Raw genomic sequence first — 12084 nt, 5'->3', positions numbered from 1 at the left:
CGGCCCCTATTCCTGAACCGCGGCAAGGGCCCGCAGCCGGACGTGCGCATCGCGGTAGGCGGGCTGCGGCTGCGGCAGCAGCGCCTTGTCGATGGCGGCCAGGACGGTGTAGTTGGGGTCGCAGACGTTGCCGATGGGTGCCCGCCCGGCCTGCGAGATGAGCTGATAGGCATCGAGCACTTGTAGGCCGCACAGGTTGACGGTCCAGGCGGTGAGGTCCTTGTGCGCGATGCGATAGGCGTCCTCCAGGGGGCGGGCGCAGCCGACTGACATGATCGTCGTGTCGGTTTCCAGGCGGGGCCAGGCGGTGTCGGCGCCCTTGATGACCTCGATGGTGAGGGTGGTGACGGTGGCGATCTCCACGCCGACGCCGCAGGCTTCGCCGTGGCCTTGGCGGGCGTGTCCGTCGCCGAGGGCGAGCATTGCCCCGTGCACGTTCACCCCGAGATACAAGGTGGTGCCGGCGCGCAGTTCCGGGGTGTCGAGGTTCCCGCCGTAGTAGTCCCCGACGATCGTGGACCGGGACTCCATACCGCCGAGGGCGACGCCGATGGTGCCGATCATCGGCTCCAGCGGCAGTTCGACCATGTGGTCACTGGCGGTGGCCCGGTACCGCACGACGCCCGCCTGCCGGTCGATGCCGTACACCCACACCCGCTCCTCCAGCGGCGGCTGCAACGTGGCGGTGTGCGAGGTCGACGTGAGTGCCCCGAAGTACGGGAAGGTAGCCGACACGCCCCAGTCGCGGGCTGGTTCGATCGACACGAGGTGCACGGCGAGGGTGTCGCCGGGCTCGGCGTCCTCGACGAAGAACGGCCCCGACACCGGGTTTAGGTACGGCATCTGGCACACCTGCGACGGCAGGTCCGCCGGTCCTCGCACGAGACCGCCGAAGCAGTCCTCGGTGTGCACGGTGATCAGGTCGCCGGAGCGGAGGTGCGCTACCGGCAGGCGTCCACCGAAGGTGTACGCGAGCTCGTCGCGGGCGGGCCGGTAGGTGAGGTGGCTCATCGGGATCACACCCGCTCCAGGTCACGCCCGACGGGCTGGGTGGGGGCCAGGCCGGACAGCACCGGCCGCCGGCCGGTCAGGTACAGGCCAGCGAGAACGACCATGCCGAGGGCGAGCCATGCCAGGCCGAGGCGCTGGGCGGCGATGTTGGCGTTGACCACGACGTAGGCGAGGATCACGAACCCGATGGCGGGCATGAGCAGGTGCGCGAACCAGTTGCCGCTACGTCGGCGGATCAGGTGGTGCACGACCACGGAGACGTGCAGGACCAGGAACGCGACCATCGCCCCGAAGTTGATCAGCGACGACAGCAGCGTGATCCCGTCTGAGCGGATGGCCATGTACAAGCCCAGGGCGAGGGACACGACACCGGTGAGCAGCGTGGCGTTGATCGGCACGCTGCGGCGCACCGACACCTTCGCCAGAAACGCGGGGAGCTGCCGGTCGCGGGCCATCGCGTAGAGCAGCCGGGACGTGGCGACCTGCGCGACCATCGAGTTGGGCAGGCCCCACGCGATCGCCGTCGCCACCGCGCACACCGTCGCCAGCCAGCCTCCGCCGGCCACCGCGGCGGCGTCGTAGAAGGCGGTGCCGTTCACGTCGCCCTCGGTCAGTAGCGCGTCGGGGTTGGGCACGAGCATCGCCGCCAGCCACGTCTGCGCGATGAACAGCACCCCCGCCAGGACGAGCACGGCCGCCATCGCCCGGCCGATCTGCCGGGCGCCGTCGCGGGTTTCCTCCGCCAGCATGGAGATGCCGTCGAAGCCCAGGAACGACAGCACCGCGATCGACACCGCTCCCGCCACGAGGGACCACGTGAAGGTGTCGGAGTTGTAGAACGCGTCCCAGCTGAACCGGCCCCTACCCGACGCGAGCGCCCAACCGGCGACGACCAGGAACAACGCCAGGACGATCAGCTCACCGACGAGCATCACCCGGGTGACCACCGCCGTCATGCGGATGCCGACCGAGTTGACGACCGTGTTGACCGCGACGAACCCGAGCAGCCACAGCCACACCGGCACCACCGGCACCGTGGAGTGCATCGCCACCGACGCCACCAGGTACAGCAGGCCGGGCACGAGCACGTAGTCGAGCAGGATGACCCAGCCGGCGAGGAACCCGACCGGCGGGCTGATTCCCCGGCCCGCGTAGTTGTAGACGCTGCCCGACATCGGGAACGCCTTCACCATCTGCGCGTACGAGAACGCGGTGAACACCAACGCCACCACACCGACCGCGTAGGCCAGAGCCACCATGCCACCGGAGCCCGCGTACACGCTGCCGAAGATCGCCATCGGCGCGATCGGCACCATGTACACCAAGCCATACGCCAGCAGATCCCGGAATCGCAGCTGGCGCGCCAGTTCCTGCCGGTAGCCGTACCGGGCCAGGTCGTTCGAGGTTGTCATCGGTAATCCTCACGAGGATGAGAAGCGCGAGCAGGGCGCGGAGAGACGCCTGCCGGGTGGTCGTGAACGACCTGACGGCGACGGGTATCCGCGATTGACGTTGCCGTAGCAGCCACTCCATTCGTCACCGGCGGTGGCTACATCCGGACCGACGGTGATCCGGCTCGGCAAGCTTGCCAAGCGCATCCACGTCAATGGATTCCCAGCGGTGGTGAGATTTTCCCCCACCCGCGCACGCCTGCGACCTGCACGTACTTTGATCAATTAGCGGCGAGCTACCCACCCCAGGGCCGGTGGCCTCGCCGCGCCCCGTACCGATGCCGATGAGAGGGGCGATACCGTGCGACAGGAGGCAGCACGTAGGAGGTGACCGCGATGGCAAGGACGACGGGCACCAAGGCGCAGCGTGATCACGTACGTCAGACGCTTGCCGGTTTCGGAGCGACGCCGACGGCCATCGCCGCCGAGTTGCAGCGACGCTTCGGGCTGCGCCCCCGAGATGCCTTTCGCCAGGCCCATGGTTGGACCCAGGATGCGGTAGCCGAGAGACTGAACGCCAAAGGGAACGGTTCGGCGACGTTCACCGGGGCGCGGATCAGCGATTACGAGCGGTGGCCCTTCGGTGGCCGTCGGCCCACCTTGGCCGCCTTGAACGCGCTGGCGCAAGTCCTCGGAACCGAACCGAGCAGTCTGGTCGACCTCGATGACCTGGCCGCTATGCCGGAAGCAGACCGAGAGGCGCTGAGCGGCAGGAACGCCGTCCTGATGCCTGCGCCATCGGTCGCATCCTCAGCGCCGCTTGGCGCGGCGGCTGAGCCTCTGCGGTGGGACCTCGGCGCTCTGCAGGACGAGACGGAACTGGTGATAGCGGTGGCAGAACGCACGGCAAGCTTCGGCGCATGGGCGCAAGCCTCCAACGTCGGGCCCTTTACCCTTGATGATGTCCGCGCCTCCACCCGCAGGATCGCCGTCGACTACCTGACCGAGCCGCCCGTTGTCGTCTACGCCCGGGCTGGCCTCCTGGCGGATCGCGTATTCCGCCTTCTGCAGACCGGGCGTCAGAACCCTGATCAGTCTCGGGAGCTCTACACCTGGGCGGGCTACCTCTGCACCCTGCTGGCCTGGATGGCAGGCGACCTCGGTCACCCCGCCGCAGCCGAGTCCCAGGCACGCACGGCCTGGATGTGCGCCGAGACCGTCGGCGACAACACCCTCCGTGCCTGGGTCCTCTCCACGATCAGCAAGACGCACCTGTGGGAGCGACGGTTCGAAGATGCGGCGAATGCCGCCGTGCGCGGCTACGGCCACGCCGCCGAGGGCAGCGCGGCGGTCATGCTGGCTTGCCAGGAAGCGGACGCCTGGGCGGAGATCGGCGCCGTCGAGCCGGCCCGGGCAGCACTGCAGCGGGCCGAAGAGGCCCGCCAACGTGCCAGCCGCGACCCGGTGGGCGGCCTTCTCGCTTGCGGCACGGTGCGCCAACACAACTACGCTGGTTCGGTGCTGCTCCGTATCGGCGAGGCCGCCAACGCCGTCGAGCACGCCGAGCACGCCCTTGCGGAAGCCGCCGCGGATCCCACGGTCGCCTACGGCACGCTGGCCCAGATCCGCATCTGGGCCGCCGCAGCGCATCTCAAAGCCGGCAGCCTCGACGGCGCGTTCTCAGTCCTGTCACCGGTGCTCGCCCTGCCACCCGAGCAGCGGCTCGAGCCGCTGGTGCACCGCCTGCGTGGCGTCGGGCGCAACATCGCCGGCAACCCGTCGCTGCGCACGAGCATCGAGGCTCGCACTGTCCAAGCAGCCATCACCGAGTTCTGCGCCACCGGCGCCGCCCGGCAACTTCCCTGAACCTGGAGAACCCATGGCAGTCCCGCACGTCACCAATATCCGTAACCACTGGTACTGGCGACCGGGTTGGGGCATCGGCTCCCGCTTCTACACCTGGCACATCACCTTCGACGGGCAACCTGAAGTCGAGAAGCTCGCTGACCAGTACCGGTCCCTACTTTCCTCGCAGCCCAGCCTCGACGTCATTCCGAACCGATGGCTTCACCTCACCATGCAAGGCATCGGCTTCGTTCGAGACGTCGCCACCGACGACGTCGACGCCATCGTGGCCGCCGCCACCGACCGGTGCTCGCGCCTGTCACCCTTCAAGCTCACCATCGGCACCCCCCACGTCGATCCCGAGTCCATCCAGATCGCCGTCGACCCGATCGAGCCCGTGCGGCAACTCCGCGCCGCCATCCGTGCCGCCATCGCCGACGTCTGGGGGCAGAACCGAGTACCCGAGACCGCCGAGCCCTATAACCCTCACCTCAGCCTGGCCTATACCAACACCGACGGTCCCGCGGCGCCGCTCATTGGGGCCCTTTCCTCGGCACCGAAGATCAGCGCGGACGCGCTGATCACCTCGTGCCAGCTCATCGTCCTCAATCGGGACGAGGGCATGTACGTGTGGGAACCGTACGCATCGGTAGAACTCGGTTCCTGAATCCTGTTCTACGTCCGCCATGTCACCCCGATACTGGCCCGCGCAATCCGTTGCCGTGTCGGCCGGTGGTCATACACGCTCGGGTGACAGAGAAGTGGGCTGAGCCGAGGCCTTCTCGCCGCCACCGTTGCCGTCGAGTAGACCGAACAGTCCGGCGGCGAACAGGTGCCGCTGGACTGCGGGCGGGATGTTGGTCAGCCGCAGAATGCCGTCGCGTGCGTGCACGGCGCTGAGGCAGGCCACCGGCGTGCTGGTGGCGCCAGGACATGCAACGCGCGGGAGTCGATGGCTTCGCCATCACCACGAACATCGACTGGGCGTAGCCGGTTTCCCCCTCGACCAGGCGCAACTCATCAGGTCGTGGACCAAGCTGGCGGTCGCGGTCTCCGGCGGCTTCGAACCCGCCGACGTTGAAGCCAGCCGACGACGCTCATGGGACATCCTCGTTGTCGGTCGCGGAGTCACCGACTCCCTGGACCCCGCCGTCGCCGCACGGGACCTCGCCGCGTCGATCGAACTCACCGAAGGAAGCCGTTCATGATCATCGCCCCGCTCACGGTCGACCGGATCCCTGACCTCGAGAAACTGCTGGCGTTGGGTGAGCCGTACATCAGGTTGCGGGGTTCATCGGACTACTGGCTGTACGCCACGCTGTTCGCCAACACCTGCCCACTCGCCATCATCAACGGGCAAGTCGCCGGCAGCGTAATCGCCTTTCGAAGCCAGGTCGACCCGTCAGAGATCTACCTACAGGACGTGATGACGCACCCCAGCCACCGCCGTCAAGGGGTCACGCGGGCACTCGTGGAAGAAGTTCACCGCCAAGGCTCCCTGTGGGGATGCCTGCGCCTGTTCCTCACCTCGGAGTCCGACAACCACGCTGCCCACAGTGCGTGGCTCGGGTTGGGCTTCAGCAACGTTCCGGGCGACACCACAGAGGCAGGCCTGTCCGTGATCTACGACTTCAAGGGGCCGGGGAAGCACCGCGCCGTGTATGAGCGATCGATCGGCGCCTAACGTCAAGTGGCCCGCGCAGGACGTCACCACCGCGACATGCACGGCGAAGTAGACCTCGGCGACGGTGTGATTTCAGTCCGCCCTGCCTGCCGAGTTCGGGCCGGCGGTAGCAGCGGCTGCGCCCGCCCGGTGGGGCGGGTGCAGGTCACGCGGCGTGTGGTGGAGCGGCGGGCTGGTGGTGCAGGCGCAAGAGTCGGGCGAGCTTAGCGGCTTGGTCGATGTCGGGTAGGCCGGCTTCGGCGGCGAGGGCTTGGATTTCGTCTTCGGTCTTCGGGTCGGTCAGGTAGTGGGCCATCGACAGCGTCCCTGGCTGGGTCAGGGGCTCGGTGTTGGGGTGGGCGGTCGGGGACTCGTCGGCGGATGTCCTCGTGAGGTTGGCCGCCGGCGACGGGTGTGGTGTGGTCGCGCGTGATTGCTGGTCACGGCGTATGGCCATGTCCCTCCCAGGACGGCTCGTGGCGTGAGGTCGAGGTATCGGGTCATCGGCAACTCCTTCTCGTGGGAACTGGCATCAGAGTTCATCGCCGGGTCTCGCCGCTCGGTCAGACAGCGATGTACCCCGACGACAGTGGCGAGGGCCGCAGAGGTTAGCTCCAGTGGCTGCGAAAGCGAATGGGGTCGCCACTCACGCGATCTGTCGCGTCGCGGTCGCTGTTTGTGAGTGTGCGGTTCGGTTGCTGGCCTGTCACCGGAGCGCCGTGCTGACAGATCGGTGAGTACCGGCGTGGTCGCCATTTGGCGCTGGCTGTGTGCCGTCCGCGCCGTTGTTTCGCACGGTAGGGCCGTACGGCGGTCGACGGCCGCAGGGGTGCGGGGGCGGGCGCGCGTCATGCGGCGTGTCGGCCTCGCACGCCGCGTGGGGTCCCACCCGGCCTGGGTCATCAGGCTGCACGCTCGTTCCCACGTGGCGAGGTGTGGGTCGGGAACTCGTCGTCGTGGTGGGTGTCGGTGTAGGGCAGGTCGATGAGGCGGTGGCGGCCGGCGGTGCGGCCGGTGAGTTGCCAGACCCGCTCGGCGGGACTGGCGCCGAGTGCGAGACGCAGTTCGGTGGTAGTGGTGGCGATGACGGTGTCTAAATCGATGCCGGCGAGGCGGTGGTGCAGGTTCGCTTCGCGGCGGGCGGAGGGTAGGTGGAGCAGGACCGGCCATGCCCAGTTGCTCATGGCATGAAGCCGTTCGTACTTGGCGACTTTCTCGGTGAGGATGTCGAGGCGTTCGCGGCCAGTGTCGTACTCGAGGAAGAACGGCACGGACCGTCCGCGCTCGGTCCACACCCCGGCGCCGTCGGGGCGGGGCAGTCCCTTTGGTCCATGGACCATCATCTGCGGGTTGCCGCCTTGGCGGTAGAACACCCCTGGGTCGTGGAAGGCTGAGGCAGGATGCCAGCGTTCCAAGCTGGTGTGGGGGTGGGTGCGGGCGTGCGTGGCGAGGTCGATGAAGACCTGGTTGCCGCCGAGCAGGTGTGGCAGGTCGGGCCGCGCGGTCAGGGACTGTTTGCGGCGGCGGGCTTGGTCCCGGCGCGGTGGTCCGAGTCCTCGTTGAGCGTGGACGTGGTCGTAGCCGAGTTGGTCCAGGACGTAGTGGTACGGGTAGGAGCCGCCGTCGGCTCGGTTGGGTCGGAATCGGTCTGTCGCGCGGAGGACGGTGAGGCGGCGTAGCCGTCGTTGGGTGAAGTCCAACGACGGAAACAGCGCGCTGGCGATCTGGTCGGTGGTCAGCACTCCGTGGTCGTAGAGCCAGCCGAGGAGACGGTCGTCACGGGCGGTGATGCTCGCCTGCAGGCGCAGCAGCGGGTCCGGAGCCGGCAGCGGTCTACGCATCGGCGGCCCCTGGGGGGATACCCCACACATGAGGGTGTGTCTGGAGCCGATCAGGGTCGGTGATAGGCGGCCTGACCTGGGCTGTGAGGGGGACCGGGGGGTCAGTCCGGGGGTCGGTGTCAAGACGGACGGTGCAGCGGAGATCGACACCGACATCAGCACGGCCATCCACACGGGTTCCGCCAGGGCCGTGTGAGAGGCTTTGCCGGGCGGATCGGTGACGACCCAGCCAGTACAGGTGAGGGGTGCTGAGCTGGGTGAACATGCTCGTTGCTCCTTCGACGATCGGGACGCGGGCGCAGAGGCAGCGCAAGAGACCGGCCGCCCCGCCGTGGCGGACGGGCCGGTGTTCGCTCTGCCAGGTCGGGTCAGGTTCTGTCAGACGACGAACTTCCTGACAGAGGCAGGCGCTGGTCTCACTCAGACGGCTCCGTCTGACAGAAATCGCAGGTCGTGGTTCTGTCACGCAGCTTCCTGCTGTGACAGAACGGGCGCGGGCGAGGTCCGCTCGGCGCGTACGAGGCGTACGAGCGCCGAGGCGGTCGCGTTGGATAGTTGATGCCCCTCCGCGCGTAACTGCCGCGCGAGGGCCTTTCGGGACAGCGGCGTCCCCTGGGTAGCGAGGACGCGAGCGGCGGTCCGGGCGGCCGGGACCAGCGCCTTGACCTCCGGGCCCCGGTCCCGGACCGGGGCACCGTCGTCGCGCCGGTCCGGGACCGCCGGGTCCTGGTCCGCCGGGGCGGAGACTGCAGTGGGCAAGTCCCGGACCGCGGTAGCGCTCGCCGGGACCCGCAGCGGTGTTGTCGGGGCCGTCTCGCGGGTGTCCGGGACCGAAGCGTCAACTATGCGTACGGGTCCGGACGCGGCCGGTCCAGACCGGCGGGGAGTGCGGTGGGTTGGGGCGAGATCGGCGCGGCCGAGGGCGATCTTCACCATCGCCAGGAAGCCGAGCGCCGGCAGTGCGGCGGCGATCCAGCCGATCGCCGACGCCTCCGCCTCCACCACCTGGGCGGCGAGGGACAGGATCACCGCCACGGTCAGGACGGTCGCCGGGAAGGCGACGCTCTTGCCCAGGCGGCGGTTGCGGCGCAGTTCCAGACCGGCGGCGATCGAGGCCAACTCCAGCACGACCGCGTCGGCCCAGGCGAGCCAGCCCGGCTGACCGTGTGCCGCCGCGACGTCATGGACGTGCCGGAAGGAGGCCGCGCCGGCCGCGCCGCCGATCAACAACATGATCAGCACCTGGATGTGGTTCTCCAGCCGTTCCCGCCCCGTCCGCTGATCGGCGGCGACGTCGTCGGATCGCTGTTCAGATGTCGCCAACGGCCCACCTCCCGTGGGGCAGCACGGGCGCAGTCCTGACCGGCGTCGTCGTACGGGGGCGGACCGAGATGGCAGTCGGCTTGGTGGGATTGATGTGGATTGAGGTCACGTCGTACTCCAGTTGATAGATGTTGACGATGCGGTGTTGTCGGGTGCCGTCCGGGTCGCGCCTGCCCGCTCAGATCAGGGCATGGGCAGGCGCGACCCTGCCGGGTGACGCCCGGCCGGGCGGAACCCATCGTGTAGATACGGGGGCCGAGAGAGGTCACTATGGTCGAGTCAACGAACAAGCCGGACCCCTCGCAGGGGCAGGCGCCAGGGCAGCAGGCGTCGCCACAACCGGCACAGCAGGTTGCGGTCAACAGGCGGACACGGGGGGCGGACGGCAAGCCGAACCACAGGGTCAAAACTCTGGCCACCGGCAGCGCTCGACAAGTGCCATGGTGGTGCGGCGGCTCAACTCGCCGACGAGCGATCCTTCATGTGGGGCCTCCTTCTCTCGACGATCCCGTCACCATCGACGCGAACAAGAGCAGGCACCCCGGCTCCGGGAGTGCCTACCCGCCTCTTCCTGGCCGATCGCGCCAGCCGACAGTGCGGGAACGTGTATCCAGTACGCCCCGGGAACACCCGTCGAGTCAACCCCCAATTTCGCAAGGATCGGTCCCGGAGTCTTGACGCCGGTCCGGTGGAGTGCTATCCAGTCCGCCCTGGTCGCCGGAAGTCCGTCTGCGTCCACCCGACCCCAGGCAAAGAACCTGCAGGAGCGACCGCATAGCGAGACGGTCATCTCGATTGCTGGGCCGGCGGCATGAGCGGGCGAGTATGTGGTCCTTCGTCACCTCAAGCCGGGGCAGAAGCGGACGGCGGACACGATCAGCGTGCCGACCCTGGAACCGAGTTCCACGTTCAGAGCGGTGGACGGTTGCAGGTTGCCGAGGTTCACGGTCAATCCGACGTCTCCTCGGCCGGTGCGGCCGGGATGGAAACGAAGCGGGACAGGTGCAGTTGGGCGGCGACCGTGATGGCGTCGGTTGGTCCCTGGCGGTGCTTGGCGACGATCAGGTCCGCCTCTCCCGCTCGTGGCGATTCCTTGTCGTAGTAGTCGTCGCGGTGCAGCAGGATGACCACGTCGGCGTCGTCTTCGACAGTGCCGGAGTCGCGGAGATCGACAAGCTGGGGTCGCTTGTCGGTGCGCTGTTCGGGACCGCGGTTTAGCTGAGAGACCGCCACCACGGGCACTTGAAGCTCCCGGGCCAACTCCTTCAGGTCGCGGGTGACGTCGGAGACCTCCCGGTACCGGTCGTGGACACCCTTGGCGAACTGTTGAATGTAGTCGACCACGATCAAGGACAGACCGTGACGAGAGTGCAGGCGGCGAGACTTCGCGCGGACCTCGTCGATGGTCCACACCCGGTCGTCGATGAAAAGCGGGGCGTCGGAAACCTCCGACATCGCACGAGCCAACGTCGTCCAGTCATCGTCGGACAGGTACCCGGATCGCAGCACGTGCAGCGGCACCCGCACCTCCGCTGAGATGATCCGCATACCGGCTTCGAGCCGGTCCATCTCCTTAGTGAACAACACTGCCGGACGTCCGAGCCGCACGGATGCATGACGGAGCAGGTCGGCAGCCAACGTCGACTTGCCCATGCCGGAGCGCCCGCCAATGACCACGAGATGACCGGGGAGGAGTCCGTTGAGCAGCCGATCCAGGTCCTCAAAGCCGGTCGTTAGCCGACCGCTCTGTTCCTCCGCGGCGGCCTCAACCTCGTTGAGTACTGGCAGCAGGATGTCGGCGAAGACGTCCACTTCAGCATCGGCCTGGGGACGGCTCACGTCCGCGATCGCTTGTTGAGCAAGGTCTACGATGTCGCGGATGTCACCCGAGTGGTCGTGCATCGCCAACTGGGCGATGCGGTGTCCAGCCTCGAGCAGCCTGCGACGAACCGCCGCTTCGGCCACCGAACGGGCGGGTGCCCGTAGCGAAGCACCCGCAGGAACGGCGCTGACCAACAAATGTAGGTAAGGGGCACCACCGCAACGCTCGAGATCACCCTTGTCAGCCAAGGCTGCGGCCACGGTGATCGGGTCTACCGGCTCCTGTCGGCCGTGCACCTCGCGCATCGTCTCGAAGATGACCTGGTGGACCGGTCGATAGAAATCCTCCGGCTCGAGCATCTCCGACGCGTCCGCCATAGCCTTACTGCGCAGCAGGACGATTCCCAACACCACCTGCTCTGCAGCGACGTCTTGCGGTGGTATCGGCTGGTCAGATCCGCCGGCTGAGGCGGTCGTCGTTGGCATGGCGCAATTCTTCACGACGGCCTGCACGGTGACACACCACAGTGGATAACAGTTGAACAGGCCCTCTGCTCCAGTCGCCGGACGTCCCAGACTTTTTCGAGGTCCTGCTGGTCGAAACGCGACCGCCGACCATGGAGTCCTCACTGATGCCAGCACTGCCGCCCTCCGTCAGCGACAACAAGGCACGCACTCCGGCCAGCGGACCCAACCTCGACCACTCATGCCGCACGCACGGCGACAGACCATGCAGGCGGCTGCCTCGATGGCGGCTCCGCCTCTGGCTGGGTAAGAGAGGTGGAGAACCAGCCGCGGAAGGCGGCCGGCCGGCGGGCGGCGGCGGCACGGCCGTGCGCCGGCCTCGACCCGGCCGAAGTGGCGGTCGCACCGGGGCGGTGGGCGAGGGCCATGGCGCGACGGGCGGTGCTGGCGGCGGCGCACATCCCGCGCTGGCCCGCGCACTGCAGGTTGCGGCAGTTGCCGCGCTCGTCGGGCTGGTGGGCGGCGACGACGTCGAGAGCGAGCCGCCACAGCAGCGGATCGATCACGTCGTCGGGCAAGGCGGCGAGAGCGCTGAGTCGTTCACGGGGCACGGCGATAAACCTTCCGTCGACGGGTCGCGCCGCCCGCCCGATCAAGGCGGGACGGCGGACATGATCGACGCTCACCTTTTCCTCAAGGTCAAGTCGTCGGGTGACTTCCCCGA

At 68.1% G+C, this 12084-nt stretch carries 11 protein-coding genes; 3 read left to right on the top strand and 8 right to left on the bottom strand.

Going from position 1 to position 12084, the window contains the following annotated elements; all coding sequences use genetic code 11:
• Nucleotides 1–6: 6 nt before the first annotated feature.
• Nucleotides 7–1011, bottom strand: a complete 1005-nt coding sequence (locus ACN27C_RS05375; protein WP_422750616.1) for an acetamidase/formamidase family protein — start codon at nt 1009–1011, stop codon at nt 7–9.
• Nucleotides 1012–1016: 5 nt separating this feature from the next.
• Nucleotides 1017–2423 carry an APC family permease gene (locus tag ACN27C_RS05370; protein WP_422750615.1) on the bottom strand — a complete coding sequence of 469 codons (1407 nt, stop codon included), beginning with the start codon at nt 2421–2423 and terminating at the stop codon, nt 1017–1019.
• 375 nt (nt 2424–2798) lie between these two features.
• Here ACN27C_RS05370 and ACN27C_RS05365 point away from each other — a divergent pair, with 375 nt between their 5' ends.
• Both ACN27C_RS05365 and ACN27C_RS05360 read left to right on the top strand, forming a co-directional pair.
• Entirely contained in the window at nt 2799–4268 is a 1470-nt protein-coding gene (locus ACN27C_RS05365; protein WP_422750614.1) for a helix-turn-helix domain-containing protein, read from the top strand.
• Nucleotides 4269–4281: 13 nt separating this feature from the next.
• On the top strand, nt 4282–4914 hold the full coding sequence (locus tag ACN27C_RS05360; RefSeq protein ID WP_422750613.1) for a 2'-5' RNA ligase family protein: 633 nt from the start codon (nt 4282–4284) through the stop codon (nt 4912–4914).
• 69 nt (nt 4915–4983) lie between these two features.
• Here ACN27C_RS05360 and ACN27C_RS05355 read toward each other — a convergent pair whose 3' ends face one another.
• Entirely contained in the window at nt 4984–5157 is a 174-nt protein-coding gene (locus ACN27C_RS05355; RefSeq protein ID WP_422750612.1) for a hypothetical protein, read from the bottom strand.
• A 294-nt stretch (nt 5158–5451) separates the two neighbouring features.
• Between ACN27C_RS05355 and ACN27C_RS05350 the strand changes: the two genes are divergently transcribed.
• The gene (locus tag ACN27C_RS05350; protein ID WP_422750611.1) at nt 5452–5931 is read left to right on the top strand and encodes a GNAT family N-acetyltransferase; all 480 of its coding nucleotides are present in this window, start codon (nt 5452–5454) and stop codon (nt 5929–5931) included.
• Nucleotides 5932–6076: 145 nt separating this feature from the next.
• Here the strand turns inward: ACN27C_RS05350 and ACN27C_RS05345 are convergent, their stop codons facing one another.
• From ACN27C_RS05345 to ACN27C_RS05325, 5 genes are all read right to left on the bottom strand, one after another.
• On the bottom strand, nt 6077–6226 hold the full coding sequence (locus ACN27C_RS05345; RefSeq protein WP_422750610.1) for a hypothetical protein: 150 nt from the start codon (nt 6224–6226) through the stop codon (nt 6077–6079).
• Between the two features lie 586 nt (nt 6227–6812).
• Entirely contained in the window at nt 6813–7751 is a 939-nt protein-coding gene (locus ACN27C_RS05340; protein ID WP_422750609.1) for a replication-relaxation family protein, read from the bottom strand.
• A gap of 462 nt (nt 7752–8213) precedes the next feature.
• Nucleotides 8214–8984 (bottom strand): DUF2637 domain-containing protein, encoded by a 771-nt coding sequence (locus ACN27C_RS05335; protein ID WP_422751576.1) that lies wholly within the window; start codon nt 8982–8984, stop codon nt 8214–8216.
• 1038 nt (nt 8985–10022) lie between these two features.
• Nucleotides 10023–11408 (bottom strand): replicative DNA helicase, encoded by a 1386-nt coding sequence (gene dnaB, locus ACN27C_RS05330; RefSeq protein ID WP_422750608.1) that lies wholly within the window; start codon nt 11406–11408, stop codon nt 10023–10025.
• A 191-nt stretch (nt 11409–11599) separates the two neighbouring features.
• Nucleotides 11600–12046, bottom strand: a complete 447-nt coding sequence (locus tag ACN27C_RS05325) for a hypothetical protein (RefSeq protein ID WP_422750607.1) — start codon at nt 12044–12046, stop codon at nt 11600–11602.
• Nucleotides 12047–12084: the final 38 nt, after the last annotated feature.

This window comes from Micromonospora sp. WMMD1219, assembly GCF_049315215.1.
Classification (GTDB): Bacteria; Actinomycetota; Actinomycetes; order Mycobacteriales; family Micromonosporaceae; genus Micromonospora; species Micromonospora tulbaghiae.
Note: the sequence above shows the minus strand (reverse complement) of the source record. Positions and strands in the feature narration are given on the sequence as shown.

Bases quoted from the DNA above. Each gene is read 5' to 3' on its own strand.
- ACN27C_RS05340 (WP_422750609.1), bottom strand. From the start codon at position 7,751: ATGCGTAGACCGCTGCCGGCTCCGGACCCGCTGCTGCGCCTGCAGGCG.
- ACN27C_RS05375 (WP_422750616.1), bottom strand. From the start codon at position 1,011: ATGAGCCACCTCACCTACCGGCCCGCCCGCGACGAGCTCGCGTACACC.
- ACN27C_RS05350 (WP_422750611.1), top strand. From the start codon at position 5,452: ATGATCATCGCCCCGCTCACGGTCGACCGGATCCCTGACCTCGAGAAA.
- ACN27C_RS05360 (WP_422750613.1), top strand. From the start codon at position 4,282: ATGGCAGTCCCGCACGTCACCAATATCCGTAACCACTGGTACTGGCGA.
- ACN27C_RS05345 (WP_422750610.1), bottom strand. From the start codon at position 6,226: ATGGCCCACTACCTGACCGACCCGAAGACCGAAGACGAAATCCAAGCC.
- ACN27C_RS05370 (WP_422750615.1), bottom strand. From the start codon at position 2,423: ATGACAACCTCGAACGACCTGGCCCGGTACGGCTACCGGCAGGAACTG.
- ACN27C_RS05335 (WP_422751576.1), bottom strand. From the start codon at position 8,984: ATGTTGTTGATCGGCGGCGCGGCCGGCGCGGCCTCCTTCCGGCACGTC.
- ACN27C_RS05365 (WP_422750614.1), top strand. From the start codon at position 2,799: ATGGCAAGGACGACGGGCACCAAGGCGCAGCGTGATCACGTACGTCAG.